A 26188-nucleotide genomic window follows, 5' to 3' on the forward strand; every position below is an offset into this window, starting at 1 on the left:
AAAAGCGGCGCACGCCCCAGCGCCGCCAATGGAAGAAGCGGTAAAAACGCGGCGGGAAACGGCCACGCCCCCAGAAGGGCTCATTCCCCTTTTCTTACGCTTCCTGCCGCGGGTAAAAGCTCGTCGAGGCATGGAGCCGGTGGGCCGCCCCGCCGCCGGGTACACCCACGCCGTGGGCGCCCAGCGTGCCGACCCGCAGCCCGGCGGCGCGGCAGCGGCCCACCACGCCGGCGAGCGCGCCGAGCGCCGAGCGCCAGGAACCCGGGGCGGAGGTGTGGTCGCAGTCGTGCAGCAGCAGCGTCGCCCCGCCGCGCAGGCCGGGCTCCAGGGTGCGCAGCACCGATCCGGCCGTGGCCCATGCCGTCCAGTCGACGCCCCAGGCCGTCCACAGCACCGGCCGCAGGCCGTGCCGGCGGGCGGCGAACAGCGCCTCGGCGCTCAGCACGCCGTACGGCGGGCGGTACCACGAGGGCCGCGCACCGGTGACGGCGGTGACGAGGCGCGCGGCCCTGCCGATCTCCGCGGTGACCCTGCCGGGCCGGGCGACCAGGGCGTTGCCGTGCCGCCAGCCGTGCACGGCCACCTCGTGGCCGGCCCGCGCGATGCTCCGCCCGACGTCGGGATGGCGATCGAGCAGTTCGCCGAGGAGGAAGAAGGTCGCCCGGCACCCGAGCCGGTCCAGTTCGTCGAGGAACAGCGGGGTCGACCGAGGATCCGGCCCGTCGTCGAAGGTCAGCGCCACGTGCCCGGGATCGCCCTCGCCCGCGAGGGACGGCAGCAGGCGGCGCACCGAAGGCAGCCAGGTCGCCCCCGGTCCCGCGTGGAGCAGGGCCAGGCCGGCGGCGGCGAACGCGTGAGGTCGCATCGCATTCCAGTGTCCGCCACGCCGCCCGCCGGCCGGGAAGGAGGGCCATGAGGGACAGGGCATTGATCGTCAGCGCCTCGATGGGCTCGGGCCACGACGCCGTCGCGGAGGAACTGGCGCGCCGCCTTGACTCCGCCGGGGTCGCCACCGAGATCGTGGACGTGCTCGCCCTGCTGCCGCTGCGGCTGGGCGCGCTGCTGCGCTGGTGGTACCGCGTGGTGATGCTGCGGGCGCCATGGCTGTACGCGCTGGTCTACCGCGTCTTCTTCGTCTCACGCCGGGCCCCTTCCACCTCGCCGCTGACGGTGGCCGCCGCCGCCGGGCTGGCCAGGGCGGTGCGGCGTGTCCGGCCCTCGCTGGTCGTGCCGGTCTTCCATGTGGCAGCCCAGGCCGCGGGGCACCTGCGGGCGCGCGGGCGGCTCGCGGCGCCGAGCGTGGTCGTGCTCACCGACTTCGCCGTGCACCGCCTGTGGCTGCACCCCGGCAACGACCGCTACCTGTGCCCGGACGCGGCCACGGCCCTCGCGGTGCCCGCCGCCCTCGGGCGCCCGGCCTTCCGCTGCGCCCCGATCGTCGGCCCCGGGTTCGCGGCGTCCCGGGGCCGGGCCGGTGCGGCGGACGTACGGGCCCGGCTCCGCCTGCCGGACGACGGGCCGATCGTCCTCGTCTGCGCCGGATCCTGGGGGGTCGGCCGGGTGATGGAGACCGCGCGGATCCTCGCCCGCTCGGGCCGTTACTCGCCCGTCGTGCTGTGCGGGCACAACGAGCGGCTTCGCCGCCGGCTCGGGCGGCTGCTCGGGCGCGCGGGAGCGGGCGCCGCGCTCGGCTGGCGCGACGACCTGGCGGACCTGCTCGCCTCCGCCTACGCGCTGGTCGACAACGCGGGCGGGCTGACCTGCAGGGAGGCGTTCGCCGCGGGAGTGCCCGTGGTGACATACCGGCCCATCGCGGGCCACGGCGGGGACGGCGTGCGCGCGATGGCCCGCGCCGGGGTGAGCGTCCACGCGCGCTGCCGCGCGGACCTGCTGCGGGCGCTGGACCGGCTCCAGCCAGGCCTGCCCGGGCAAGCCGCGCTCATCGCGCGGGCGGCGGCCCTGTTCGCCGCGGCGCCGGCGGAGTCCCTTCTCCTCCCGGACCGGCCCGCCGCGTCCCGAGCATGTGAGCCTGCTTCCTGAGCGGCGCGTAGCGCGACAGCAGCACGCTGCCGTACAGGATCAGGGCCATGCCCGTCAGTTCGGGCAGCACCCACGGGCCCGTGCGGATGTCCTCGCCGAACATCGCGACGCCGTACGCCGTGCTCGCCACGGGGTCGGTCACGGTCAGCGCGGGCTGCACCGCGACGAGCGGACCGCTCTGCAGGGCGTTCTGCAGCAGGAACAGGCTGCACAGGCCGGCGGCCACCATGGCCCACAGCGACCAGGACCCGGCGAGCGCCCATACGCCCCCGGGCAACTCCTCCACCGTGCGCTTCATGAGCACGGCGGTGTAGGCGAAGCCGAGGCCGGCGGCGACCCCGAGCAGCACCGCGCGGGCGAGCCCGCCGACGACGACTGCGGCGGCGACGCAGCCGGCGACCACCCCGGCGGTCGCGCCCGCCGAGATCACCCAGGCGGGCAGGCCGGGAATCCGCCGGCCGGGCGTGGGCGACGCCGCCACGAGGAACACGGCCAGGCCCGCGGTCAGCGCGCCCACGGCCAGCCACGTCCTGGCGGTGACGCGGGCGCGGAACATCCAGCCCACCAGGAGCATGGTGAACGGCAGTTCGGCGACGAGCAGGGGCTGGACGAGCGCGAGCCCTCCGCTCGTCAGGGCGGCCGCCTGCAGCAGGAAACCCGCGATGAGCGCGGCGATGCCGCCCAGCCAGGCGGGCCGCCGGACGAGGTCCCAGATCAGGCCGGGCCGGAACGCCTCGTCGGCGGGGGCGGCGCGCGCGGCCCGGCGCTGCAGCACGGACGCGACGGCGTTGGCCGCCGCGGCGAGCACCGCCAGGACAACAGCGATCATGACCCCCCGCGCCCCGTCTCCGGCTTTTCCTCGCGGGCCCGCTGATCGGGGCCCTGCCAGTACCTCTCCCCGGCGATGGCCGCCGCATGTCGCCGAGGACACGCCGAACGCTTTTATGCTCTTATCGGACAATAATGACGCGATTATTATTAGTAATCGAGAATTTCGGGATTTTTGGGGGTATGGCCGTCTGGGCAAACGTACTCGGCAGGAAAGGCGGAATCAGACATGGCTGGACCCACCGGCCTCGAGCGTCATCCCGACGTCACCGAACTGCGACAGACGTACGATCGGGCCGGTTCGACGGCCCCCGCCCAGGTATTGGAGGGATTGGCCTTCCTGGCCGGGCTGTACCTGGCCCTCTCGCCGTGGATTGTCGGGTTCTTCGGATTCAGCGGCCTGACCGTCAGCAACCTCGTCACAGGCCTCGTGGTCTCCGCCCTCGCACTCGGGCTCGCGTCCGCCTACGGACGCACCTACGGGCTGGGGTGGTTGCTCCCGGTGCTCGGCGTGTGGGCGATCGTCTCGCCGTTCGTCGTGCGCGCGGGAAGCGAGGCCACGGCGACGACCATCTGGAACAACGTGGTGACCGGCATCGTGACCGTCGCGCTGGGAGCCGCCGCGCTGGCGATGGCACAGGCCTTCCGCAGGCACGAGCGCAGCGAGCGGGGCGCGCGCAGGCTGGGCAACTGGTGAGGGAACCGGCGCCCGGCCCGTGCCAGGCGGGCCGGGCGCCGTCCTGCTCGCTGGGGAGCGTCAGACACGACCTAGCGGAGGGTGACGCTGAGACGGGCCGAGGCGTCCTTGAGGTAGTCGACGAAGGCCCGCAGGGCGGGGTTGGGGTTGGTCGGGCGGAGGGCGGCGCCGACCCGCCGGTAGAGCTTGGGCCCCTCCACCTGGCAGACCTGGATCCCCGCCGCGCCCTGCGCGCCGAGACTCGGCACGAGGGCCACGCCGAGCCCGGCCCTGACCAGGCCGAGCGTCACCTCGTAGTGGTCGCTGCGGCAGCGGATGGTGGGCGTGAACCCCTCCAAGGCGCTGGCCCGCTCCAGCACCGACACCGGGGTCTCGGTGCCGAACGTGGTGATCCACGGCTCCTCGGCGAGGTCGGCCAGCCGCACCCGGGGCCGGTGTCCCACGGGGTGGCCGAGCGGCATGACGAGGAGTTGCGGCTCGTCGAACAGGTGGACGACCTCCACGCCCTTCGGCGCCTTCCAGGGATCCAGCGCGTGCTCGAACACGACCAGCACGTCCAGCTCGCCGCGTTCCACGTCGGTCAGCAACTCGTGCGGCTGCCCGAGCACCAGGTCGAGCACGACGCCCGGATGGCGTGCCGTGAAGGACGACAGCGCCATCGGCAGCAGCCGGTAGCCGGCCGAGGCGAAGAACCCGATGCGCAGCTGCCCGGCGTCCGCCCGAGCCTGCGCGAGCAGGTCCTTCTCGGCGGACTCGATGAGGTCGAGCACCTCCTGGGCCCGCCCGGCCAGGCGGTGGCCCGCCGCGGTCAGCCGCAGGCTGTGCGCGGCCCGCTCCACCAGCCCGACCCCGGCCTCCTCCTCCAGCCGGGCGAGCTGGTGGGAGACGGCTGAGGGCGACAGCCGCAGGGACTTGGCGGCTCCGGCGATGCTCCCGGTCCTGAAGACCTCCAGGAGCACCTTGAGGCGGTGGCTGCTGAGCATTCCCCAAGTATCGGCGACCCGGCGTCCGCGCTGGTCACAGCGGGGAGTGAGCTATCGGGGCGGCAGGACCGCGGCGCCGACGGCGAGGCCCGCCTGCCGGATCGACCGCACCAGGGCGTGCTCGCGGCCCACCGGTCCGTGCGCGAGCACGGCGTAGCCCTCCCACCGCGCCCCGGCCATCACGCCCACGTCGGCCCGAGTGCCGGCGTCGGTGCCGGTCTTGTTCGCCACCCACACCCCCGCGGCGTACGGCAGGGCCACCGGCGGGTCGCGGTCCTCGGGCTCGTGCGGGAGCAGCGCGGGCACCAGCGCGCGGTCGGTGTTGTGCGCCATCCAGCCGAGCAGCAGCCGCTGCCACGGCTCGCGTCCGTGCGCCAGCGACCGCATGAGCCCGGCCAGCTCGCGCGCCGTCCCGGTGGCGAAGGCCGGCGGATGCACCGGGAGCCTGGGCTCGCGGATCCTGTCGTGGATCCGCGTCCTGGCCAGCCCGAGCGCGGCGGCGGCCGCGTCCACGCGGCCGAGGCCGAGCCGCCGCAGCAGCGCGTTCGTCGCGGTGTTGTCGCTGACGGAGGCGGTGAGCAGCGCGAGGTCGCCGGCCGTCCAGACCCGGGCCGACAGGCCGGTGAGCAGGCCCGACCCGCCCGCGTAGTCCTCCTCCAGCAGCGTGACCTGCTCGCCCGGGTCCACGACGCCCGCCGCCACGTCCTGGGCGAGCGCCGCGAGCAGCAGCACCTTGCCGGTGCTGGCCAGCGGCAGCACCACGTCCTCGTTCAGGGCGAGCAGGCCGGGGACGCAGACGGCCAGCGTGCCAGGACAGCCGGCCGCCGCCTCAGCCAGCCGCGCCGCCCCCGGCACGCCGCCGGCGTCCTTCCCGCTCATCACGTCATCCCCTTTCACAGAGCCAGCACCGTACCCGGGCGCGCGCCGGTCTCCCCGCCGTCGCGCACCACCACCCGGCCGCCCGCGACGACCACGTCGATCCCGGTGGGCGGCACCAGCGGCTCGGTGAACGTCGCCAGGTCGGTCACCGTCGCGGGGTCGAAGACCACCAGGTCGGCGTGCGCGCCGTCGCGGACCACCCCGCGCCCGGTCAGCCCGAAGCGCGCCGCGGCCATCCCGGTCATCTTGTGCACCGCCTCCTCCAGCCTGAGCAGCCCCAGCTCCCGGACGTAACGGCCGAGCACCCGGGGGAACGTCCCGGCCCAGCGCGGGTGCGGACGCCCGCCCGGTTTCGGCACGCCGTCGGAGCCGATCATCGTGTACGGCGCGGCCAGCACCCGCCGCACGTCCTCCTCGACCATCGAGTGGCTGATGATCGTCACCTCGCCCGCCTCGGCCACCAGCAGATCGGCGGCCACGTCGAGAGGGTCGGCGCCCGCCGAGGCCGCGAGGTCGGCGATGGTCCTGCCCTCGGCCTGAGGATGGCGGGGCGCGCAGGCGACCGAGATCCGATCCCAGCCGCCGTTGCCGACCGTGTTCTCCCAGCCGGGCACGCCCTCCGCGATGGCGCGGCGCATCCTGTCCCGCTCGGCGGGCCGGCCGAGCCGCGCCGTGAGCGCCACCAGGCCGCCGTCGTTCGCCCAGGGCGGCAGCATGGCGGCCAGCGCCGTGCTGCCCGCGGTGTAGGGGTAGACGTCACAGGTGACGTCCATCCCCTCGGCCCGCAGCGCCGCGATGCGCGGCAGGGTGCGCTCGGTGCGTCCCCAGGCGTACCGGCCCGCGGTCTTGTGGTGCGAGACGTGCAGCGCCGCGCCGCTGCGCCGGGAGATCTCGATCGCCTCCTCCAGCGCCTCCTCCACGCGCGACATCTCGTCCCGCAGGTGGGTGACGTACGGCTTGCCGTGCCGGGCGGCCACCGCGGCCAGCGCGACGACCTCGTCGGTCCCGGCGTACGAGCCGGGGGTGTAGATGAGGCCGGTGGACAGCCCGGCCGCGCCCTGCGACAGGGAGGCGTCGAGCAGCGCGCACATCGCGCGCAGCTCGTCGGGCCGGGCGGGCCGGTCGACCGGGCCGAGCACGCCCGCCCTGAGCGTGCCGTGGCCGACCAGCGAGGCCAGGTGGTTGGCCCGGGGCACCCGCGCGTGCGCGGCGGCGAAACCCGCGAAGTCGGCGTACATGCCGACGTCGCCGCCGAAGGTGATCCGCGCCTCGGCGCGCATGGCCGGCAGCCGCTCCGGCAGGGCCGGGAAGAGGCCGGACCCGCAGTTGCCGCAGATCTCGGTGGTGACGCCCTGCAGCACCGACGCCCGCACCAGCGCCCTGCCCGAGCCGCCGCCCGAGCCGTCGCCGCGGCCGTCGCCGGGCGGGCCGAGCAGCGCGACGCCGTCGGAGTGCGTGTGCACGTCGACGAAGCCGGGGGAGACGACGCGCCCGCGCGCGTCGATCACCTCCGCCGCACCGGTACGCGGGGCCTCGCCGGGGGCCAGCACGGTCAGCCGCCCGGCGGTCACGCCGACATCGGCGGGCCGCCCGGGGCGGCCCGTGCCGTCGACCAGGAGGCCGCCCCGGATGAGCAGGTCGAAGCCGGTCACCCGACCTGCCCGAGGAAGGTGCGCAGCCGCTCGTGTCGGGGCGCGGAGAGCACCTCGCGCGGGTCGCCGCGCTCGACGATGACGCCGTCGTCCATGAACACGAGCTGGTCGCCGACCTCGCGTGCGAAGTTCATCTCGTGGGTGACGACCATCATGGTCATGCCGGTCGCCGCGAGGTCCCGCATGACGGCCAGCACCTCCTGCACCAGCTCGGGGTCGAGCGCGCTGGTCGGCTCGTCGAACAGCATCAGGCTGGGCCGCATGGCGAGGCTGCGGGCGATGGCCACCCGCTGCTGCTGGCCGCCGGACAGCTGGGCCGGGTAGTGATGGGCGCGGTCGGCCAGGCCGACCCGCTCCAGCAGCTCCTCCGCCTGCCGTCGTGCCTGGGCGGCGGCCGTGCCCAGCACGGTGACCGGCCCCTCCATGACGTTCTCGATCGCGGTGCGGTGCGGGAACAGGTGGAAGCGCTGGAACACCATGCCGATGCCGCGCCGCTGCCGGGACAGCTCGGCCGGGCGCAGCGCGTGCAGCCGGCCGCCGCGCTCGGCGTAGCCCATCAGCTCGCCGTTCACCCAGATCCGGCCCGAGTCGATCGTCTCCAGCCGGTTGACGCAGCGCAGCAGGGTCGACTTGCCCGACCCCGACGGGCCGACGACGCACACCACCTCGCCGGCGGGGACGTCGAGGTCGATGCCCTTGAGCACCTCCAGCGCGCCGAACCGCTTGCGGACCGCGCGGACGCGCACCATCGGCTGGTCGCCGCTCATGACGGCTCCTTCCGCAGCGGCCGCAGGTTGCGGCGGACCCGGGAGGACAGCCGCACGTGGCCGCGCTCGTACCGCTTCTCCACGAAGTGCTGGCCGACGCTCGCGATCGTGGTGAGCACCAGGTACCAGACCGAGGCGACCACGAGCATCGCGATCACCTCGAAGTTGCCGAGGTAGATGCGCTGCGCCACGGTCAGCAGCTCGGCCCCGGCGATCACCGAGACCATCGACGTGGTCTTCAGCATCGAGATGAACTGGTTTCCGGTCGGCGGAATGATCACCCGCATGGCCTGCGGCAGCACCACGCGGCGCAGCACCTGCCGGTGCGACATGCCGAGCGACTCTGCCGCCTCCCGCTGGCCGGGGTCGACCGAGCGGATGCCCGCGCGGACGATCTCCGCCATGTACGCGCCCTCGTTGATGGCCAGGCCGAGCAGCGCCGCGGTGAACGGCGTGATCACCTCGTTGGCCTGCCATTCGATCAGCTTGGGCCCGCCGAACGGGACGCCGATCCCGAAGGAGGGGAAGACCAGCCCGATGTTGAACCAGAAGATGAGCTGCACCAGCAGCGGCGTGCCGCGGAAGAACCACGTGTAGAGGGCGGAGGTGCCGCGCAGCACGGGGTTGTCCGACAGCTGCATGACGGCGGCGAGCACCCCGAGGCCCAGGCCGATGGCCATGGACAGCACGGTGAGCTGGATCGTGACCCACAGACCGCCGAGGATCCTGCCGTCGGCGATGTGGGCGACGATGACGTCCCAGTGGAGGTTCTCGTTGACGATGACCGTGTAGGCGAGCCAGGCCAGGAAGAGGACGGCGGCGGCCGCGCCGAGCCACCGGCCGGGCCGCAAGGGCCGCACGGCCTCGACCGGCAGCTCGACGGCGGCCGTCCGCTCCCGGGTCACTTCCACGGCTGGGTGTTGACCAGCACACCGTCGACGGCGTTGGCCGTCACGCCGTACTTGTCGAGGACGGACTTGTAGCCGCCGTCGGCCTGTAGCTCCTCCATCGCCTTGGCGACCGCGTCGCGCAGGGCCGTCTTGCGCTTGTCGATGGCGATGCCCCAGGGCCCGGCGTCGTACTGCTCGGGCAGCACGTCGTACTTTCCGGTGTCCTTGGCGTACATGACCGCGACGGGGTAGTCCACGATGGTGGCGACCGCGCGCCCGGAGTCGATCGAGAGCAGGCCGGTGGGCGCGTCCTCGCTCTGCATGATCGTTATCTTCGTGGCGCACTTCTCGTTCTGCTTCTCGCCGATGGCGAGGTTGGAGCTGCCCTTGGCCAGCACCACCGTGCGGCCGCACAGGTCTTCGAGGTTCTTGATGCCGTCCGGGTTGCCCTTCTTCACCATGATGGCGCCGCCCGCGTTGAAGTAGTCGACGAAGTCGACCGCCGCGCGCCGCTCCTCGGTGTCGCTCATCGAGGACATCACGATGTCCCAGCGCCCGCCCTGGAGGCCGGGGATGAGCCCGTCGAAGGCCGCGTTGGTGATGGAGAACTTCAGCCCGAGCTTGGCCGCGATGGCCGCGCCGAGATCGGGGTCGACACCGGTCAGTTCCTGGGTGCCCTCCTTGTACATCTCCATAGGGGGGTAGCCCTCCGACGTGGCCACCCGCAGCGTGCCCGTCTTGCGAACGTCCTCGGGGACCAGGTCCTTGGCGGCCTTGCCCGTCGTCGTCGCCGCGTCCTCGCCCGCCGCGGTCCCGGACGACGAACGCCCGCAGCCGCCGGCGAGCGCCGACACCATCAGCGCGCCAACTATGGCCACATAAAGGCGCTTTGTCATGGAACCTCCTGTTTTGCGAACGATTGAGCTTATGCTGGCGACAGGAGGTAACGCCCGTAACACTCGTGAACGCTTGCGGGCCTGAGCATCGAAGTTTTCGATGCTCGCCGGCCGGTGGCGCCGCGGCAGCCCGCACGGAGCGCCTGTCCGGTCAGCCTCCGGCCCCGTGTGCCCAGCCCTCGGTTCCGTGCGCCGGGCGGGAGGCGGACGCCGCCGGCCGTACGACCGCGACCCGGGCACGCTGAACGCCGTGCTTGCCCGAGGGCCGCGCCATGGCCGACCAGCACGCCGCGCCCACGGCGAGAGCCGCCACCAGCGTGGCCCATCCGAGGGCCCGGCCCGCGCGGAGGCCGTACCCGCAGGCGAGCCAGTACAGCGACAGCAGCAGTCTCGCCCCGCGGCGCGCGCTGCCCAGCCGCCGCATCTCCATCGCGCCGAACGCGAAGTCCGCGGCCACCCGCGCGTCGTCGACACCCGGCCGCAGCCGCTCGTACACGGCCGCCAGGCGCGCGGGGTCCGGAGCGGGCGCGGCGGCCTGGCCGCCCGTCTCGCGCGGCCAGCCCCGCCACAGGTGCTCGTCGGCGATTACCCTGCGGCGGCCCCACCACCGCACGGGCGGCCAGCCCAGGCGCAGCCGCAGGCCGCCCGGCGGCGCGGCGAACAGGCATTCCCGCAGGCGCAGGCCCTCCGGGCGGCGCAGCCCGCCGAGGCCGCATCCGCGCAGGTCGGCGCCGACCAGGGTGAGCGCGGCGGCGTCGAGACCGTCGAGCGAGGTCACCTCCAAGCGGCCGGCGCGGCGGGCAACGGCGGATGGCCCGCCGAGCGTCGCGTCCCGCAGGTCGAGCTCGGCGTCGGACAGTCGTGCGGTCAGCCGCCCCAGCACGGCCGCCGAGCGCAGCACCACCCGGCACCCGCCGGTGTCGAGGTGCACCGGCGCGTGGGCCCGCACGCCCGCCAGCGAGAGCCGCCGCCCGATCCGCATCGGGCCGAGGTAGGCCGCCCCGTCGAACCGGACGCCCCGGAAGTCGGCGCCCGCCACGCACCCGGAGCCGCGGAAGGATACGGCCCGGTGGAAGCGGGCGTCGCGGAAGCAGGCGTCCCCATGGAAGACGGCCGCGTCGAACGCGGCGAACCCGTGGAACCGCGCGCCCTGGAACGACGCCGCCCCCGCCCTCCCTGGCAGGGACCCGCCGAACAGCGCGCCCCCGAACAGGGCGTCGCCGCGCACCGCGACCCGGTCGAACGCGGCGTGGCCGCACACCCGCGCGTCGTGCAGGGACAGCTCGCGCAGGAACCGCGCCTCCCGCAGGGAGACGTTGCGCAGGAAACGGGCTCCGTAGAACGAGGCGAGACGCTCGAACCCCGCGTGGTCGAAGGTCGCGTCACCTGCGAAGACGACCTCGGCGAAACGGGCCGGTCCCGTGAAGACCGCGCGGTCGAACCTGGCCCGGCCGAGACGGCGCTCCACCCCGTCGAGAACCCGCGTGAGCAGGTCCTCGGGCAGGACGGTGCCGCGCAGGTCGAGGGACTGCCCCGGGGTCAGGCGCCGCAGGAAGGCGGCCGACTCGGCCGGCGTGAGGTGCCCCAGGCATCTGCCGTACGGCTCCTGGGCGACGCCCAGGCACTCGGGCACGGCGTCGCACGTGCTCCAGACCACGTCGAGCGGAACCATCCGCGACCGGGGTGTCATGGCATCGTCATACCCGATGTCCCGCCTCGGGGCGTTAAAGCGTGATGGACAGGTAACAGTGTGTATCGGTCGCGGCCGTACCGGGGCTCGTCACCGGCCGTTTGCCCTGACCGCGCAGGGGTAACCGACGTGCATGTCTGAGCAGCAGAACTCCACACCGCCACCGCAGACGCAGCGGTATCCCGGCCGGACGGGCGAGATGACGCCCGAGCCCAGGGACGAGATGCGCGACTACACCGGACGCGACCTGCTGGCCGGCAAGCGCGCCCTCGTCACCGGAGGCGACTCCGGCATCGGCCGGGCCGTGGCCGTGGCGTTCGCCAAGGAGGGGGCGGACGTCGCGATCGCCTACCTGAGCGAGCACGAGGACGCCGAGCACACCAGGAAGCTGGTGGAGCAGGAGGGCCGCCGCTGCGTGCTCATCCCGGGCGACCTCGCCGATCCCCGCCACTGCGAGGACGTCGTCGAGAGGACGGTCCGCGAACTCGGCGGGATCGACGTGCTGGTGAACAACGTGGCCACCCAGACGCCCGTGCGGTCGCTGGAGGAACTCCCTGACGAACAGTGGGAACGGACCTTCGCCGTCAACATCCACAGCTACTTCCGCGTGACGAAGGCGGCGCTGCGGCACATGCCCGAGGGCGGCTCGATCGTGAACACCTCGTCGATCAACGGCCTGCGCGGCAACAAGCAACTGATCGACTACTCCGCGACCAAGGGCGCGATCAACGCGTTCACCTACGCGATGGCCCAGGTGCTGGTCGAGCGCGGGATCAGGATCAACGCCGTGGCTCCCGGCCCGGTCTGGACGCCGCTCATCCCGGCCACCTTCCCGGAGGAGAAAGTGGAGAAGTTCGGTGAGCAGGTGCCGATGGGCCGGCCGGCCGACCCGGACGAGATCGCTCCCTCGTACGTGTTCTTCGCCGCCAACCGGCTGTCGTCGTACTACACGGGGGAGGTCCTCGCCCCGATCGGCGGTGAGACGCTGCCGGGGTGACGGCCCGAGCCGGCCGGAGGGGCCGCCCGGGTCTTGCCCGGGCGGCCCCTCCGGTTCGGGTCCATGCGTGGTCGTGGCCCGGGTCAGCGCGCCGCGGGGTGGCGCAGGTAGCGGGCCTGGGTGAGCTCGGCCTCGCCGGAGTCCGGCCGCCGCCGCAGCACCCGCGCGGCCAGCACGGCGCCCGTGGCGCAGCCCGCGGCCAGCGCCGCCGCCGCGGCGAACGCCGCGCCCGTGCGGGTGGTCGGGGGCTCCGGCCGTACGGCACGGGCCCGCCAGGCGCGCAGCCACATCGCCTGGGCCGCCGCGTCGAGAAGATAGACGGGCCGGATGCGGCCGGTGGGCACGTACACCAGGTCGACGGCGAGCAGCGTCGCCGCCGTGGACACGCCGAGACGGCGCGCGTGGCCGGCGCCGCCGGGAGCGGACGCGGCGCGGACCTGCGTCCAGCCGATTCCGACGAGCAGTCCGGCGACGGTGCGTTCCAGCCACCGGTCGGTCTTCGCGCCGAACACCTTCTCGAAACTCTGCAGATGCAACAGCGGCCACAGACCGCTCGCCATCGTGAAAAGCCCGTGGGCGCGGGCCAAGGCCGTCGCGCCCCTGTCGTCCTGGGTCGTCATAGGCCGACGATGCCCGGCCACAAAACGGACAAACCGCACTCGGTTTGTGCTGTGGGCCGTGGGTAGGCGCACATGAAGCAGCGCTGGGAGGACGTCATGCCGGGGAATTTCAAGGTTCGGCCGATGGGGGGAGCGGCGGGCTGTCTCGTGATGATCGCCATCTCGATCGTCGTATCGCTCCTGCTCACGCTCCTGGCGAACGCCTTGATCCGCTGACACGGGGACGCGTCCCCCGGTGATCCGGGTGGTAAGGGTATTGCCGGAAACTGTATTCCGGTTGGCATAATTCGGGTGTCGCACCCCTAATCGCGATGCGCCGCGGATAATGCGATTTCGTCCGATGACAAATGAAACAATCCGCCTATATGATCGCCGACCGTGGCTGAAAGCGATCTTTCGAGCCCGTCTCTTGTCGATGATCTGTACTTTGTCCTGCACGACAATGTGACGGGTCATCCGTTGCTCCATCCCCGGCTCACAGGGCTGACGCTGGCCGGTGCGATCCTCGCCGAGCTGATGCTCGCCGAGCGTGTCGCGCTCGACTTCGCCTCGAACCCCGAGCGCCTCCACGCGACGGTCCACGAGACCACCGGGGACCCGCTGACCCGCACGGTGCTCGCGCACATCATCGCCGAGCCGCATCACCCGGTCGGCACGTGGCTGCTCTTCTTCGCCCGGACGATCCACGCCGACGTCGCCGCCCGGATGATCGCGGCGAACCTGTTGAAGCCCCCGGTGCGGCACCTGCTGAAGCAGCAGCCCGCGGCCCCGGCGGACATGAACACGGCCGCGTGGCCGCTCGCCCGGCTGAACCTCGCCGTGCAGCGGCGCAAGCCGCCGGTGATCGGGGACTGCGTCCTCCTGGCGCTGCTGGCCGCGGCCGGCAGCGCGCAGCGGATCCTGTCCGAGCACGATGCCCGGTTCGTGACCGCCGCCACCGCGCTGCTCCCCGTGCCCGTGCAGCGGGTCGTCGCCCAGACCAAGGCCGCCGTCGGCGAGGCTGTCATCAGCCGCCGGTGACCTCCCACCCCCCTCACACGGAGTTCCAGGTGTCCCTAACAGAACAACGGCCCAGCGTCGTCAACGCCGCGCTGGCCGCGGACCGGCTCGGCGTGCCGTCCATCGTGTTCTTCGTCGTCTCCGCGGCGGCGCCGCTGATGGTCGTCGCCGGTTCGGTTCCGACGGCGTACACGGTGACGGGCGTCATCGGCATCCCGTTCGCGTTCCTGCTGCTGGGCGCGATCTTCGCGCTGTTCGCCGTCGGCTACGTGACGATGGCCAGGCACGTGGTGAACGCGGGCGCCTTCTACGCCTACGCCGCCCAGGGGCTCGGCCGGACCCAGGGAGTCGCCACCGCCTGGGTGGCGCTGCTGGCCTACAACGCGCTGCAACTCGGCCTCTACGGCATCATCGGATCGGCCGCTGAGCCGCTGCTGGTCGACTGGTTCGGCGCGTCGCCCCCGTGGTGGGTGATCGCGCTCGTGGCCTGGGCGCTGACCGGCGTGCTCGGACTGCTGCGGGTGGACGTCAACGGGAAGATCCTGTCGGTGCTGCTGATCAGTGAGATCGCCATCGTGCTGCTGTTCGACCTCGGCGACGTGACGCACGCCGGCCCGGCCGGCCTCAGCTTCGAGGGCTTCAGCCCCGGCGCGCTGTTCGTGCCAGGAGTGGGCGCCGCGCTCGCCACCGTCGTCGCGGGCTTCGCCGGCATCGAGTCGTCGGTGGTCTTCGCCGAGGAGTCCAAGGACCGCCTCAAGACCGTGCCGATCGCCACCTACCTGGGCATCGCGATCATCGCCCTGCTGTACTCGTTCTCCGCCTGGGCGCAGACGGTGCCGACCGGGCCTGACGGAATCGTCAAGGCATCCTCAGAGCAGGGGACCGAGCTCATCTTCAACCAGGCCGCCGACCACCTGGGCTCGGCCGTCTCCACGATCGGCGCCGTGCTGTTCGTGACGAGCAGCGTCGCCTGCATGATCGCCTTCCACAACACCACGGCCCGCTACATCTTCGCCCTGGGCCGGGAGAACGTCCTCCCCTCGGTCTTCGGCCGCACCTCGGCCCGCACCGCCGCCCCGATCGCCGGGTCGCTGCTGCAGACGGTGCTCGGGCTGATCGTGATCAGCGTGTACGCGATCTCCGGTCTCGACCCGGTCACCAAGATGTTCTTCATCTTCGGCACCTTCGGCGGCCTCGGGCTGCTGACCCTGCTCACCGTCACCTCGATCTCGGTGATCGTGTTCTTCTCCCGCGACCCGCGGGGGGAGACGACCTGGCGCACCCGCTTCGCCCCGGCCCTGGCGATCCTGGCGCTCTGCGTGATCATCGGGCTCACCCTGGTCAACTTCGACACGGTCCTCGGGGTCGAGCCCGACTCGGTCCTCCGCTGGATCCTGCCCGGCATCTTCGTCGTCGCGATCATCCTCGGCGTCATCTGGGCCCGGGTGCTGAAGTCGACCCGGCCCGAGGTGTACGCCAACATCGGGCTCGGCGCGCGGGCCGCCGGCGGAGGCGTCGGCAAATGACGACCGAGATCACCCGGATCACGGACGCGGAGGCCGCGGGCGGGCTCATCGCCGACACGTTCCACGTCGACGAGATCACCAGGTGGCTCATCCCCCGGGCGGAGGACCGCCTGCCCATGCAGCGGCGGTTCTTCACGATGTGGGCCGGGCACGCGCTGGAGCACGGCGACGTGTACGGCATCCGCGAATCGGGCGAACTGGTGGGTGCGGCGGTCTGGTTCACCGCGCCGTTCCCCGAGATCCCCGGAGAGCAGGAGACAATCGAGTCGTTCGCGGGGGACAACGCCGGACGCTACCGCGTCCTCGGCGAGTTGATGGGCAAGACCCACCCCCAGGAGCCGCACCACTACCTGGCGTTCATCGCCCTGGAGCGGGGGAGGACCGGCCGCGGCCTCGGCAGCCTGCTGCTGGAGGAGCACCACCGCAGGCTCGACGCCGAGAGAATCCCCGCCTACCTCGAAGCCAGCAGCGAGGCGAGCAGGCGGCTCTATCTCCGCCACGGTTACACCGACATGCCGGAACCGCTCCGGATCCCCGGCGGCCCGCTCATGTTCCCGATGTGGCGCGAGCCCCGCTCGGCCGGATGACACCTCGCGGACGGGACGGGCGGCCGCTCAGCCGCCGCCCGTCTCCTCCGCCCGGGTGGACACGTACGCACCCCGGCCCTCGACCGTGTAGACGAGGCCCTCGCGGCTGAGGATCTCCACGGCGCGCCGCACGTCCTCGGGGGTGCATCCCTGCTCGCGCGCGAGGCGCTCCTCCGGCGGAAGGGGACAGTCGGGCTCGATCCGGCCCCGCACGATCTCCTCGCGGAGCATCGCCGCGAGCCGCCGGTGCGCCGGGACCGGCTCGTCCGTATCACTGGTGACGGCCACGCCCCACCCCTGCCCGGCGTCATCGGCTCCAACCCTGGCCCGTGCCCACGTCGGGGCGACCCGGCACCGCCCGATCACCGCTCCCGGGGCTCTGATCGGGTGGCCGCGGCTTCCGGGCCCGCGACAGGCTCCGGTACGGCTTCCGGCGCGGGCTCCGGCGCCGGTTCCGGCACTGGCCGCGGGCCGGGTTCCGGCCGGGGAGAGCGCAGCGCCGGCGCGGCGAGTGCCACGAACAACGCGAGCACGGCGGGCACCAGCAACGCGTGCGGAAGGGTGACGACCTCGGCCAGGCCGCCGATGACGACGGGGCCGGCGAGGAAGCCGGTGTAGCCGAGGCTCGCGACGGCGGCGAGCGCGCGGCCCGACTGGGCGGGGTCGCGGTGGCCGGCTGCCGAGAACACCTGGGGGACGATGCACGACAGGCCCGCGCCGAACAGCCCGAACCCCGCCACCCCTGCGACGGGATGAGCGATGAGGATCCCGGCGGCGAGGCCCACTCCGGCCAGCCCTCCGCACCAGCGGACCAGCATGACCGGCCCCAGCCGGGCGGCGAGGCGGTCCCCGGCGAACCGGCCGGCCGTCATCATGATCGAGAACGCGGCGTACGCGGCCGCGGCGAAGCCGGGGGAGGAGCCCAGGTCGTCGCGCAGGTAGACAGAACTCCAGTCGGCCGCGGCGCCTTCCCCGATCATGCAGCAGAAGCCGAGGACGCCGAGGAACAGCACGGCGCTGTTGACCCGCCGCCTCCTGCCCGCCAGGCCCGGGGCGGGGGACGCGCCCAGCCCGGCTTCACGGTGCGGGACGTCGCGGAGGGCCCAGCGGGCGCTCAGGAGGGCGATGAGCAGGATCACCGCGCCCATCGCCGCGAAGGTCGCCTCCGGGCTCACCTCCGCGTGGGCGAACAGGCCGCCCGCGGACGCGCCCGCGAACCCGCCGACGCTGAACACCGCGTGGAAGGACGACATGATCGGCCTGCCGTAGGCCCGCTCGACCACGACGGCGTTGGCGTTCATGGCCACGTCGAGGGTGCCGTGCACCGCGCCGAACGCGAACAGGGAGAGCGCCAGCGCCGGCAGGTTCGGCATGTAGGCGGGGAACACCAGGACGAGGCCCTGGACGACGGCCATCGGCAGCATGGTCCGGTAGCTGCCGTAACGGTCGACCAGCCGGCCGACGACCTGCATGCCGGTGATGGCGCCGGCCGCGATGCCGAGCAGCCCCAGGCTGAGCGTGCCGTCGCTCAGCCCCAGATCGGCCTTGATGGCGGGGATCCTGCTGGTCCACGTGCCGATGGCCATGCCGGACAGCAGGAACAGTCCGTAGACGGCCACCCGGGCGCGCAGGAGCGCCTGGGAGGCGGGGGCGGACAGAGCGGTGGTCATGGCGTGCTCCTCGGGGGCACTTGAGGGTTAGGGCCCGAAGGTTCTTCTGTGTCGCCACGCGCCCGCTCGCACTGTCCGCGTGGTGCTCACTGTGGTGCTCACTGTCGCGTACTCACCTGCGCACGCGGCGGGAGAGGTGGAAGAGGCGACGCTCAGGTGACAGGGCTGGAGACGGATGCCGGGGCGGTGCCTGCGGCGGTGATCGTCGCCGCTTGGGGGGAGTGGACGGTCCTGACGGTGACGCCGGCGGCGACGAGCGCGTCGTGCTGCTCCCGGGGAATGCCCTCGTCCGTGACCACCACGTCGAGCCGGTCGAGCCCGCAGACCGCGCCGAAGGCGGTGCGGGTGAACTTGCCCGAGTCGCAGACGACGACGACGCGGCGCGCCGAGGCGATCGCGGCCTGTTTGATCGCCACCTCGGGCAGGTCGTGCGCGGTCAGTCCGTGCTCGGCCGACAGGCCGCAGCAGCCGATCACCGCGGTGTCGAACCGGAGGGACCTGAGCGAGGACTCGGTGAGCGGCCCCACGAAGTTCAACTCGCCGGGCCGCACCTCTCCGCCGGGCAGGACGAGGCGGACGCGGGGAGCGCTCGCCAGTTCCTGGGCCGCCCACAGGGCCAGCGGCAGGATGGTCAGGCGGCGCTCGCGCACGGCCCTGGCGACTTCGAGCGTGGTCGTGCCGCTGTCGAGCAGCACGGCCTCGCCATCGGCCAGCAGGGCCGCGACCTCCGCGCCGATGCGGCGCTTGACGTCGACCGCCTCACGCTCCCGCACGCCGAAGGGCGGCTCCTCGCCGCGCAGCAGCAGGCTCAGCGCGCCACCGCGGACGCGCCGGACCACTCCCTGCTGGGCGAGCTCGTCCAGGTCGCGCCGGATGGTCATCTCCGAGACGCCGTACGCCAGTGCCAACTCCGCCACCGAGACGCTGTCGGAGGTGCGCAGCGCGTTCATGATGGCGCGGATCCGATCGGCACTTTCCATGTGTGCATTTGAACACAGCACATGTGCGAAAGCAAATAAATCTACTTTGTAAAGGTGGCAGACTGGTCATATGCGCGCGAGCCGGTTGCTATCCCTCCTGCTCCTGCTCCAAACCCGCGGCAGGATGACCGCCCCAGAGATCGCGGCCGAGCTCGAGGTGTCGGTCCGCACCGTCTACCGTGACGTCGAGGCCCTGTCGGCCGCCGGTGTGCCCGTCTACGCCGATCGCGGGCCGCTGGGCGGATACCGGTTGCTCGACGGCTACCGTACCCGCCTGAACGGGCTCACCGTGGAGGAGGCGTCGTCCCTTTTCCTGGCAGGCCTGCCGGGCCCGGCCGCCGAGCTGGGGCTCGCCGACTTCGCCGCGGCGGCGGAGCTGAAGCTGCTCGCCGCGCTGCCGCCCGAGCCGCGGTCCCACGCGGCCAGGATGCGGGAGAGGTTCCATCTCGACGTGCCGGGCTGGTACCGGGGGATGGACGAGGCGCCGTTCCTCACGGAGGTCGCGGAGGCTGTGTGGGAGGAAAGGGTGCTCCGGCTGCGCTACCGCCGGTGGGGGCCCGCGGAGGTCGAACGGCTGCTGCATCCCTACGGCCTGGTGCTCAAGGGCGGCTCCTGGTATCTCGCCGCCGGCTGCGACGGCACCGTGCGCACCTACCGCGTCGGCCGGATCATCGAGGCCGAGGTGCTGCCCGAGCGCTTCGTGCGGCCACCGGACTTCGACCTCGCCGAGTTCTGGCGCACCTTCGCGGCGGAGTTCGCCTCACGCCTGTACACGGCCGAGACGGTGGTGCGGCTCGCGCCGGGAGCGGAGGACCTGCTCCGGCACACCCTCAGCCGGGACGTCGTCGACAAGGCGCTGGTGGACGGGCAGCCGGAGCCCGACGGCTGGACCCGGTTGACGCTGCCCGTCGAGTCCCTCACCCACGCGCGGTGGCTGCTCCTGCGGATGGGCGCCCTCGTGGAGGTGCTGGAGCCCGCCGAGTTGCGCGCGCTGATGGCGGAGGCCGTCGCCGACCTGTCCCGCGTGTACGGCGCGCCGTCCGGCGGCTGAGCCCTCAGCGGCCGTTCCCCGGCCGGGCGAGTTTGGCGGCCACGGCGTCGAGGACCCAGTCCAGCCCGGTGGCGAAGGACGTCTCGGCGTCCACCTCCGTGCCGTCGTGCACGAACTTGGCCAGTGCGGGGAAGCGGCCCGTGGCCAGCATCCTCGTCACGTGCGGGCCGGACGCGCGCTGCCACTCGCGCTCGGACAGGCCCGTGGCGCGCTCGGCCCGCAGGTTCGCGATCTCGCGCCTGATCGCGCCGGTGAAGTAGGCGCTGACGGTCTCCACGGCGCGCACGACGGTGTCGAGGTCGGCGACGCCGTCGAGGGGGGCCAGCGTGGCCTCGGTGACGGCGAGGGCGTTCGGGCCGAGGGCCGGACGGCCGCCGAGCAGGTCGGCCAGCCATTCGTGGCGGAGAGCGGCCTGCCTGGTGCGGCAGGCGAGGACGCGCAGCGCCTCCCGCCAGTCGCCGGGCCGGTCCAGGGGGAGGATCTCGCCGTAGACCTCGTCCACCATGAGGTCGAACAGCTCCTCCTTGGTGGCGATGTATCCGTACAGCCGCATCGGGCCGACGTCCAGCCGGGCGGCGACCTTGCGCAGGGTCACGGCCTCCAGCCCGCCCTCGTCGGCGAGCGCGACGGCGGCGGCGACGATCCTCTCCCGGTCGAGCGGCGCGGGGCGGGTCGGCGGCTCCGGACGGTCCCACACAGTCATGGAAGACATCGTACGGTTGCGATACGTTATATCGGGCAAATACAGTGTATCGACATGATGCATCGTATCGCCGTGGTCGGGGCCGGTATGGCGGGCCTCACCCTCGCCCGCGTCCTGCGCCGCCATGGTCATCCCGTCACCGTCTTCGAGCGCGACCCCGCCCCGGACGCCCGCCCTCCGGGCGGCACGCTGGACCTGCACGAGGGGATGGGGCAGCTCGCACTGGACAAGGCCGGGCTGCTGGCGGAGTTCCGGGCGCTGTCCCGCCCCGAGGGGCAGGCCATGCGCATCCTGGACGTGGACGGGACCGTCCTGCGCGACTGGCGACCCCGCGCGGGCGACCGGGCCAACCCCGAGATCGACCGCGGGCGGCTCCGCGACCTGCTGCTCGGCCCCCTGGACGTCCAGTGGGGGAGGAGCGTGACCGAGGTGGCGCCGGTGGCCGGGAACGGCACGCTGGTCCGTTTCGCGGACGGCGGGCAGGAGACGTTCGACCTCGTGGCGGGCGCGGACGGCGCCTGGTCCAGGGTCCGCCCCGCCGTCTCGCCCGCGACGCCGCACTACACCGGCGTCACCATGGTCGAGACCGCACTGGACGACGTCGACACCCGCCATCCCGGCCTCGCCCGTCTGGTCGGCGACGGCTCCGTCGCCGCGTACGGCGTGAACCGCGGCCTGGTCGCCCAGCGCAACAGCGGCGGCCACGTCAAGGTGTACGCACAGTTCCGCGCGCCGCTGGACTGGCACGCGCACCTTGACCTGGCCGACGCCGAGGCCGTCCGATCACACCTGCTGACCATGTTCGACGGCTGGGCCGGTCCTCTGCTCGACCTTCTCCGCCACGGCACCGCATTCGTCCACCGCCCCGTCCACGTGCTGCCCGTGCCGCACACCTGGGACCACGTCCCCGGGGTGACGCTCCTGGGCGACGCCGCCCACCTGATGCCCCCGCTGGGAGTGGGTGCGAACCTCGCGATGCTGGAAGGCGCCGAACTCGCCGAGTCCATCGCCGCCTCTCACGATCCGTACGAGGGGGTCCGCGCGTTCGAGGAGCGGATGTGGGCACGGGCCGGGAAGTGGGCGGCGATCACGGCGGCCGGTCTGGAACGCCTCGTGAGCCCGGACCCCGCGCAGGCGATCGCCCTCTTCGACGAGGTCCAGCCCGGCTAGACTCCGGCGTCCTGACCTCACGCGCGACTTCGACGGCTTCGGGACGGGGCGGCGGCGCGAGGGAGAAGCGAAGATCCCCGCCACTTTCAACGTATAGCGCACAGGGGGTCTTGCGGCAAGACCCGGGTCATGCCGCAGAATCATCGGCCGAGACCGCAGCCTGCGGAAACGGGGGACGCGAGGCGCGTGCGCGCGCCGTCGTGCGTCACGGTCGCACGGCGCGCCCAGATCGGAGCTCATGACGTGAATCCTTTGACCACCAGCGCGTTCGACCTGCCGGAACGCCTCTCGCACAAGGCGGACCCGGCGCTGATCTCCGCTGACGAGCGGCACCTCGCCGCCGTCGCGCGGACTCTCGACCAGTCGATCGCCGAGCTGTCCGCCCGTCTCGACGCCGAGCTCAGGGCGCCCGGCGGCCAGGGGCAGCGGGCGCTGGACCGCGACCTGGAGATCCACCGGCTGACCTCCCGGCTGCGGGTGCTGCGCCGCTTCGGCCTCGACCTGTGCCTGGGCCGCATGGTCGGCGCGGACGGCTCCGAGCCGGTGTACGTGGGACGGCTCGGCCTCACCGACGGCACGGGACGCCGGCTGCTGCTCGACTGGCGCTCCCCGGCCGCCGAGCCGTTCTTCGGAGCCACCCACGCCAACCCGATGGGGCTGGCGAGCCGCCGCAGGTACCGCTGGACCCGCGGCCGGGTCAGCGACTACTGGGACGAGGTGTTCACCCCGGACGGGCTGGAAGGACACGCCGCGCTGGACGACCAGTCGGCCTTCATCGCCAGCCTCGGCGGCAGCCGGTCGGGGCGGATGCGGGACGTGCTCGGCACCATCCAGGCCGACCAGGACGCCGTCATCCGCGCGGACTCCCGGGGCGCTCTCGTCGTCGACGGCGGCCCGGGCACGGGCAAGACCGTGGTCGCCCTGCACCGTGCCGCCTACCTCCTCTACTCCGACCCCCGCCTCGGCCACCGCAGGGGCGGCGTACTGTTCGTCGGCCCCCACCAGCCCTACCTCGCCTATGTCGCCGACGTCCTGCCCAGCCTCGGCGAGGAGGGCGTGCGGACCTGCACCCTGCGGAACCTCGTCGCCGAGGGCGCCACGGCGACGGCCGAGACCGACCCGGACGTTGCACGCCTGAAGTCGTCCGCGGACATGGTGAAGGCGATCGAGCCCGCCGTCAGGTTCCACGAGAACCCGCCCACCGAGGCGATGACCCTCACGACTCCCTGGGGCGACGTCCGGGTGAGCCCCGACGACTGGGCCGAGGCGTTCGACGCGCCGGACCCCGGCACCCCGCACAACGAGGCGCGTGACCGGATCGTGGAGGAGCTGGTCGCGATCCTGGTGGACAAGTACGACGACGAAGCGCCGGCCGAGCTGGTCCGCAGGTCGCTGCTGCGCGACAGGGAGCTGCTCACGACCGTCAACCGCGCGTGGCCGCTGATCGAAGCGGCCGACCTCGTCGGAGACCTGTGGTCGGTGCCCGCCTATCTGCGGCTGTGCGCGCCCTGGCTGGGCCCGGACGAGGTACGGAAGCTGCAGCGTGCCGACCCCCAGGCGTGGACCATCTCCGACCTGCCGCTCCTGGACGCGGCGCGGCAACGGCTCGGTGATCCGGAGGCGTCCCGGCGCAGGCGCAGGCGTGACGCCGCCGTGGCCGCCCAGCGCGAGCACATGGCGCGCGTCGCCGAGAATCTGATCGAGGCCGACGACTCCGAGATGCTCGTGATGTCGATGCTCCGCGGACAGGACCTGCAGGACGCACTGGTCGACGAGACCGCGCTGTCCGGCCCGGAGCCGGACGCGCTCGCCGGTCCGTTCGCGCACGTCGTCGTGGACGAGGCCCAGGAGCTCACCGACGCGGAGTGGCAGATGCTGCTGCTGCGCTGCCCGTCCAGGAGCTTCACGATCGTCGGGGACCGCGCCCAGGCCAGGCGCGGGTTCACCGAGTCGTGGCGGGAACGGCTCGAACGGATCGGGCTCGACCGGGTCGGCCTGGCCACCCTGAGCATCAACTACCGGACGCCCGCGGAGGTCATGACGGAGGCCGAGCCGGTCATCAGGGCGGTGCTCCCCGACGCGAACGTGCCGGTCTCCATCCGGAGCAGCGGCCTGCCCGTCATCTACGGGCCAGCCTCGGACCTGGGCGCGATCCTCGACGCCTGGGCCGCCGAGCACGCCGAGGGGGTCGCCTGCGTCATCGGCGACCCCGCCTTCCGGGAGACCTCCCGCGTCCGGTCGCTGACCCCGGAGCTGGCGAAGGGGCTCGAGTTCGACCTCGTCGTCCTCGTCGACCCGGACAGGTTCGGCGAGGGCGTCGAAGGCGCCGTCGACCGCTACGTCGCGATGACCCGGGCGACCGGGCGACTCGTCGTCCTCACCGGTTCCGGGGACGCGCTCCGTTGAGGAAGAGGTCGACGATCCGCGGCGCTCCGCATCCAGCAGGCGCCGACCTGGCCGAGCTGTCCAGAGTAGGGCGGGATGAGAACGCGCAGCCGGTCAGGTCAGGTTCGGCATCGCCGTGATCCAGGCGTTGAGCTCCGTGGCGAGGTGCGGATCGTGGAGCCGATCCAGGTGGGGAGCGGCCAGGTTGATCAGGTTCTTGGCCTGGCGGCTCGCGCGTATCGCGTCGAGGTTGTCGAGGCTCGGCCGGCTGGGCGTCTGAGCTTGGTCGAGGGTGATCGGCAGGGCGTCCAGGCAGGCGCGGACGATGTGTCAGTGGCGTTAGCGAGGCGTCGGGGCGCGGCTTACCGCCACTAGCCGTTCCGATCCGGGTGGAGCGTCGAATAGGCGGGGATCTTGTAACGGCTTGATCGCTGTGGGTGATCCGTCTGCCGGTGGGGCCTACTTTGCAGGCATGCCGGTTAAGTTCTTATCGCGATAACCACTGTCCGCTGGTTCCTCACCCTTGGACCTGCCCGAAGGCCGCCGGTGCTTATCGTGAAAGAGCAGGTGACTGACATGGCGTCACGGGCAGGTGGCATGGTGAAAGCATCGGAGATCGACTACGAGGCGGTATTCCAGGCACTGCCAACCGCGGTGGCCCTGTTCACCACAGACCTGGTGTACGCCGACGTCAATGAGGCGTTCTTGAGCATCATGGGCCGCGCCCGTGACCAGGTGGTGGGCCGCCACCTGGCTGATGTCTTCCCCGATGACCCCAAGAACCCCACCGTGACAGGCATGCGCCAGCTGCAGGATTCACTGCGGTGGGTGGCCACCACCGGGTACCGCGACGCCATGACGTTGCACCGGTACGACGTGGAGTACCCGGATCGGCCCGGGATCTGGGAGCAACGGTACTGGAGCCCGATCAACGTCCCCATCTTGGACCCGGATGGGCGCGTGGTGCTGCTGCTTCACCGGGAGGAAGACATCACCGAGCTGATCCGCACCCGCAGTGGCCGAGGCGGCGGAGGCCAAATGACGGCACTGGAGGCCGAGCTGTTCACCCGGGCCCGAGAACTGCAGGAGGTCACCGAACGGCTGCGCCAGGCCCACGCCCGTGAACGGGAAGTCGCCCTGAGCCTGCAACGGGCAATGCTGCCCGCCCCTAGGCCTTTGAGACATCACTGCTCAGCAGTGCGCTACCGCCCGGCGGTCGGGGCCCTGAACGTGTGCGGGGACTGGTACGACCTGTTCGACCTGCCTGGCGACCGCATCGCGGTAGCCGTCGGCGACGTCGTCGGTCACGGCCTGGCCGCCGCTGGCGTCATGGGCCAGCTACACAGCGCCCTCAGCGCCGCTTCCCGCGTCGCCGACGGCCCCGCCCAGGCCCTGCACGCCCTCGACCTGTACGCTCGCTCGGTCGATGGCGCGGAGTCGACCACGGCGGTCCTGTGCATCATCGACTGCACCAAGCGCACCATCGCCTACAGTAGCGCTGGCCACCTTCCGCCAGCCCTGCTAAATCCCGCCGGCGCGGTGGACTTCCTCGACCAGGCCACCGATCCTCCGCTCGGTGCCCGCCCTGAACCCTTCCCCCGCATCCAGGCCGAGACCGCCTTCACCGAGGGGGCGACCCTTGTGCTGTACACCGACGGGCTGATCGAACGCCGCGGTGAGGGCCTCGATGTCGGCGAGGCCCGGCTTGCCGACTCCCTCACCCGCCACCAGGGCGCAGCCCCTGAAGCACTCGCCGACGCCCTCCTGGCCGACCTGATCCCACCTGCCGGTGCCACCGACGACACTGTCCTGGTCATCCTCCGCCTGTAACAAGGGTGTGGTCCGGAATCAAGATGCAGCAACGGAACGGTCAGTGGTTAGCGAGGCGTCGAGGCGCGCTTACCGGACTCGCCGTTCCGATCCGGGTGGTGGCGCGTCCGAGATGCGGTCGGTAGATGAACACGCGTCGCCACTTTCGCGCCGTTGCTCGTCGGGCGAGATTATCGGCCCCTTTGGGCACTTGAGGTCCGGAGAAGGTCAATCCGGCCAGTCTCGCGACCAGCAACTCGCCAACATCCGCCGCATCTACGGTCCGGAGAAAGAGGCCCTCGGTGCCCTGGCCACGACGCCGGAGCGGCGGGCCCGATGGGGCGCCGCCGCTCCGTGAGGCCTTGGCCT

The 26188-nt window shown here is 72.6% G+C and carries 25 protein-coding genes; 11 read left to right on the plus strand and 14 right to left on the minus strand.

Annotation, left to right across the window (positions count from 1 at the left end):
• Nucleotides 1–94 precede the first annotated feature (94 nt).
• A complete protein-coding gene (locus HHX31_RS08405; protein ID WP_169946721.1) occupies nucleotides 95–865 on the minus strand; it encodes a polysaccharide deacetylase family protein in 771 nt (256 codons plus the stop codon).
• 47 nt (nucleotides 866–912) lie between these two features.
• Here HHX31_RS08405 and HHX31_RS08410 point away from each other — a divergent pair, with 47 nt between their 5' ends.
• Complete coding sequence (locus HHX31_RS08410; RefSeq protein WP_169946723.1) at nucleotides 913–2040, plus strand: MGDG synthase family glycosyltransferase; 1128 nt, start codon at nucleotides 913–915, stop codon at nucleotides 2038–2040.
• Here HHX31_RS08410 and HHX31_RS08415 read toward each other — a convergent pair.
• Nucleotides 1940–2869, minus strand: coding sequence for a DMT family transporter (locus HHX31_RS08415; protein WP_169946725.1), 930 nt, complete (start codon nucleotides 2867–2869; stop codon nucleotides 1940–1942). The two genes, HHX31_RS08410 and HHX31_RS08415, sit on opposite strands and share 101 nt — an antisense overlap.
• Before the next feature lie 228 nt (nucleotides 2870–3097).
• Between HHX31_RS08415 and HHX31_RS08420 the strand changes: the two genes are divergently transcribed.
• A complete protein-coding gene (locus HHX31_RS08420; protein WP_169946727.1) occupies nucleotides 3098–3565 on the plus strand; it encodes an SPW repeat protein in 468 nt (155 codons plus the stop codon).
• Between the two features lie 71 nt (nucleotides 3566–3636).
• On the opposite strand, the gene HHX31_RS08425 is transcribed toward HHX31_RS08420, so the two are convergent.
• The 7 genes from HHX31_RS08425 to HHX31_RS08455 form a co-directional block, all read right to left on the minus strand.
• Nucleotides 3637–4548 (minus strand): LysR family transcriptional regulator, encoded by a 912-nt coding sequence (locus HHX31_RS08425; protein ID WP_169946729.1) that lies wholly within the window; start codon nucleotides 4546–4548, stop codon nucleotides 3637–3639.
• Between the two features lie 51 nt (nucleotides 4549–4599).
• Entirely contained in the window at nucleotides 4600–5427 is an 828-nt protein-coding gene (locus tag HHX31_RS08430) for a serine hydrolase (protein ID WP_169946731.1), read from the minus strand.
• A gap of 14 nt (nucleotides 5428–5441) precedes the next feature.
• A complete protein-coding gene (locus HHX31_RS08435) occupies nucleotides 5442–7079 on the minus strand; it encodes an amidohydrolase family protein (protein WP_169946733.1) in 1638 nt (545 codons plus the stop codon).
• Entirely contained in the window at nucleotides 7076–7846 is a 771-nt protein-coding gene (locus HHX31_RS08440) for an amino acid ABC transporter ATP-binding protein (protein ID WP_283244409.1), read from the minus strand. Before HHX31_RS08440 ends, HHX31_RS08435 begins: the two co-directional genes overlap by 4 nt.
• Nucleotides 7843–8757 (minus strand): amino acid ABC transporter permease, encoded by a 915-nt coding sequence (locus HHX31_RS08445; RefSeq protein WP_169946735.1) that lies wholly within the window; start codon nucleotides 8755–8757, stop codon nucleotides 7843–7845. The genes HHX31_RS08440 and HHX31_RS08445 overlap by 4 nt, the downstream gene beginning before the upstream one ends.
• Nucleotides 8748–9632 (minus strand): ABC transporter substrate-binding protein, encoded by an 885-nt coding sequence (locus tag HHX31_RS08450; RefSeq protein WP_169946737.1) that lies wholly within the window; start codon nucleotides 9630–9632, stop codon nucleotides 8748–8750. The genes HHX31_RS08445 and HHX31_RS08450 overlap by 10 nt, the downstream gene beginning before the upstream one ends.
• Nucleotides 9633–9783: 151 nt before the next feature.
• Nucleotides 9784–11322: a pentapeptide repeat-containing protein gene (locus tag HHX31_RS08455; RefSeq protein WP_169946739.1), complete on the minus strand. Its 1539-nt coding sequence runs from the start codon at nucleotides 11320–11322 to the stop codon at nucleotides 9784–9786.
• A 133-nt stretch (nucleotides 11323–11455) separates the two neighbouring features.
• Between HHX31_RS08455 and HHX31_RS08460 the strand changes: the two genes are divergently transcribed.
• The gene (locus HHX31_RS08460) at nucleotides 11456–12319 is read left to right on the plus strand and encodes an SDR family oxidoreductase (RefSeq protein ID WP_169946741.1); all 864 of its coding nucleotides are present in this window, start codon (nucleotides 11456–11458) and stop codon (nucleotides 12317–12319) included.
• Between the two features lie 83 nt (nucleotides 12320–12402).
• Here HHX31_RS08460 and HHX31_RS08465 read toward each other — a convergent pair whose 3' ends face one another.
• Nucleotides 12403–12939 carry a hypothetical protein gene (locus HHX31_RS08465; RefSeq protein WP_211589391.1) on the minus strand — a complete coding sequence of 179 codons (537 nt, stop codon included), beginning with the start codon at nucleotides 12937–12939 and terminating at the stop codon, nucleotides 12403–12405.
• Between the two features lie 72 nt (nucleotides 12940–13011).
• Here HHX31_RS08465 and HHX31_RS08470 point away from each other — a divergent pair, with 72 nt between their 5' ends.
• The 4 genes from HHX31_RS08470 to HHX31_RS08485 all read left to right on the plus strand — a co-directional run bounded on the left by HHX31_RS08470 (nucleotide 13012) and on the right by HHX31_RS08485 (nucleotide 16051).
• Complete coding sequence (locus tag HHX31_RS08470; protein WP_169946743.1) at nucleotides 13012–13155, plus strand: hypothetical protein; 144 nt, start codon at nucleotides 13012–13014, stop codon at nucleotides 13153–13155.
• A gap of 162 nt (nucleotides 13156–13317) precedes the next feature.
• Nucleotides 13318–13959: a GPP34 family phosphoprotein gene (locus HHX31_RS08475; RefSeq protein ID WP_311931673.1), complete on the plus strand. Its 642-nt coding sequence runs from the start codon at nucleotides 13318–13320 to the stop codon at nucleotides 13957–13959.
• 29 nt (nucleotides 13960–13988) lie between these two features.
• A complete protein-coding gene (locus tag HHX31_RS08480) occupies nucleotides 13989–15464 on the plus strand; it encodes an APC family permease (protein ID WP_311931675.1) in 1476 nt (491 codons plus the stop codon).
• Nucleotides 15461–16051, plus strand: coding sequence for a GNAT family N-acetyltransferase (locus HHX31_RS08485; RefSeq protein ID WP_169946747.1), 591 nt, complete (start codon nucleotides 15461–15463; stop codon nucleotides 16049–16051). Before HHX31_RS08480 ends, HHX31_RS08485 begins: the two co-directional genes overlap by 4 nt.
• A gap of 27 nt (nucleotides 16052–16078) precedes the next feature.
• On the opposite strand, the gene HHX31_RS08490 is transcribed toward HHX31_RS08485, so the two are convergent.
• From HHX31_RS08490 to HHX31_RS08500, 3 genes are all read right to left on the minus strand, one after another.
• The gene (locus HHX31_RS08490) at nucleotides 16079–16339 is read right to left on the minus strand and encodes a winged helix-turn-helix domain-containing protein (RefSeq protein WP_169946749.1); all 261 of its coding nucleotides are present in this window, start codon (nucleotides 16337–16339) and stop codon (nucleotides 16079–16081) included.
• Between the two features lie 74 nt (nucleotides 16340–16413).
• Nucleotides 16414–17721 carry an MFS transporter gene (locus HHX31_RS08495; RefSeq protein ID WP_169946751.1) on the minus strand — a complete coding sequence of 436 codons (1308 nt, stop codon included), beginning with the start codon at nucleotides 17719–17721 and terminating at the stop codon, nucleotides 16414–16416.
• Between the two features lie 152 nt (nucleotides 17722–17873).
• The gene (locus HHX31_RS08500; RefSeq protein ID WP_169946753.1) at nucleotides 17874–18701 is read right to left on the minus strand and encodes a DeoR/GlpR family DNA-binding transcription regulator; all 828 of its coding nucleotides are present in this window, start codon (nucleotides 18699–18701) and stop codon (nucleotides 17874–17876) included.
• Between the two features lie 70 nt (nucleotides 18702–18771).
• Here HHX31_RS08500 and HHX31_RS08505 point away from each other — a divergent pair, with 70 nt between their 5' ends.
• Entirely contained in the window at nucleotides 18772–19752 is a 981-nt protein-coding gene (locus HHX31_RS08505; RefSeq protein WP_169946755.1) for a YafY family protein, read from the plus strand.
• Between the two features lie 4 nt (nucleotides 19753–19756).
• Here the strand turns inward: HHX31_RS08505 and HHX31_RS08510 are convergent, their stop codons facing one another.
• Nucleotides 19757–20455, minus strand: coding sequence for a TetR/AcrR family transcriptional regulator (locus tag HHX31_RS08510; protein WP_169946757.1), 699 nt, complete (start codon nucleotides 20453–20455; stop codon nucleotides 19757–19759).
• 54 nt (nucleotides 20456–20509) lie between these two features.
• Here HHX31_RS08510 and HHX31_RS08515 point away from each other — a divergent pair, with 54 nt between their 5' ends.
• The 3 genes from HHX31_RS08515 (at nucleotide 20510) to HHX31_RS08525 (ending at nucleotide 25840) form a co-directional block, all read left to right on the plus strand.
• Nucleotides 20510–21625, plus strand: coding sequence for an NAD(P)/FAD-dependent oxidoreductase (locus tag HHX31_RS08515; RefSeq protein WP_169946759.1), 1116 nt, complete (start codon nucleotides 20510–20512; stop codon nucleotides 21623–21625).
• A gap of 243 nt (nucleotides 21626–21868) precedes the next feature.
• A complete protein-coding gene (gene helR, locus HHX31_RS08520) occupies nucleotides 21869–24031 on the plus strand; it encodes an RNA polymerase recycling motor ATPase HelR (protein ID WP_169946760.1) in 2163 nt (720 codons plus the stop codon).
• A 534-nt stretch (nucleotides 24032–24565) separates the two neighbouring features.
• Nucleotides 24566–25840 carry a SpoIIE family protein phosphatase gene (locus HHX31_RS08525; protein WP_211589393.1) on the plus strand — a complete coding sequence of 425 codons (1275 nt, stop codon included), beginning with the start codon at nucleotides 24566–24568 and terminating at the stop codon, nucleotides 25838–25840.
• Nucleotides 25841–26188 lie beyond the last annotated feature (348 nt).

This window comes from Microbispora sp. H11081 (assembly GCF_012999535.1).
In the GTDB taxonomy this organism is placed as follows: Bacteria; Actinomycetota; Actinomycetes; order Streptosporangiales; family Streptosporangiaceae; genus Microbispora.

Coding starts and splice junctions, on each gene's coding strand:
- HHX31_RS08415 (WP_169946725.1), bottom strand. CDS start 2,869: ATGATCGCTGTTGTCCTGGCGGTGCTCGCCGCGGCGGCCAACGCCGTC.
- HHX31_RS08420 (WP_169946727.1), top strand. CDS start 3,098: ATGGCTGGACCCACCGGCCTCGAGCGTCATCCCGACGTCACCGAACTG.
- HHX31_RS08450 (WP_169946737.1), bottom strand. CDS start 9,632: ATGACAAAGCGCCTTTATGTGGCCATAGTTGGCGCGCTGATGGTGTCG.
- HHX31_RS08510 (WP_169946757.1), bottom strand. CDS start 20,455: ATGACTGTGTGGGACCGTCCGGAGCCGCCGACCCGCCCCGCGCCGCTC.
- HHX31_RS08460 (WP_169946741.1), top strand. CDS start 11,456: ATGTCTGAGCAGCAGAACTCCACACCGCCACCGCAGACGCAGCGGTAT.
- HHX31_RS08505 (WP_169946755.1), top strand. CDS start 18,772: ATGCGCGCGAGCCGGTTGCTATCCCTCCTGCTCCTGCTCCAAACCCGC.
- HHX31_RS08470 (WP_169946743.1), top strand. CDS start 13,012: ATGAAGCAGCGCTGGGAGGACGTCATGCCGGGGAATTTCAAGGTTCGG.
- HHX31_RS08485 (WP_169946747.1), top strand. CDS start 15,461: ATGACGACCGAGATCACCCGGATCACGGACGCGGAGGCCGCGGGCGGG.
- HHX31_RS08440 (WP_283244409.1), bottom strand. CDS start 7,846: ATGAGCGGCGACCAGCCGATGGTGCGCGTCCGCGCGGTCCGCAAGCGG.
- HHX31_RS08405 (WP_169946721.1), bottom strand. CDS start 865: ATGCGACCTCACGCGTTCGCCGCCGCCGGCCTGGCCCTGCTCCACGCG.
- HHX31_RS08465 (WP_211589391.1), bottom strand. CDS start 12,939: ATGACGACCCAGGACGACAGGGGCGCGACGGCCTTGGCCCGCGCCCAC.
- HHX31_RS08495 (WP_169946751.1), bottom strand. CDS start 17,721: ATGACCACCGCTCTGTCCGCCCCCGCCTCCCAGGCGCTCCTGCGCGCC.
- HHX31_RS08425 (WP_169946729.1), bottom strand. CDS start 4,548: ATGCTCAGCAGCCACCGCCTCAAGGTGCTCCTGGAGGTCTTCAGGACC.
- HHX31_RS08410 (WP_169946723.1), top strand. CDS start 913: ATGAGGGACAGGGCATTGATCGTCAGCGCCTCGATGGGCTCGGGCCAC.
- HHX31_RS08515 (WP_169946759.1), top strand. CDS start 20,510: ATGATGCATCGTATCGCCGTGGTCGGGGCCGGTATGGCGGGCCTCACC.
- HHX31_RS08430 (WP_169946731.1), bottom strand. CDS start 5,427: ATGAGCGGGAAGGACGCCGGCGGCGTGCCGGGGGCGGCGCGGCTGGCT.
- HHX31_RS08455 (WP_169946739.1), bottom strand. CDS start 11,322: ATGACACCCCGGTCGCGGATGGTTCCGCTCGACGTGGTCTGGAGCACG.
- HHX31_RS08500 (WP_169946753.1), bottom strand. CDS start 18,701: ATGGAAAGTGCCGATCGGATCCGCGCCATCATGAACGCGCTGCGCACC.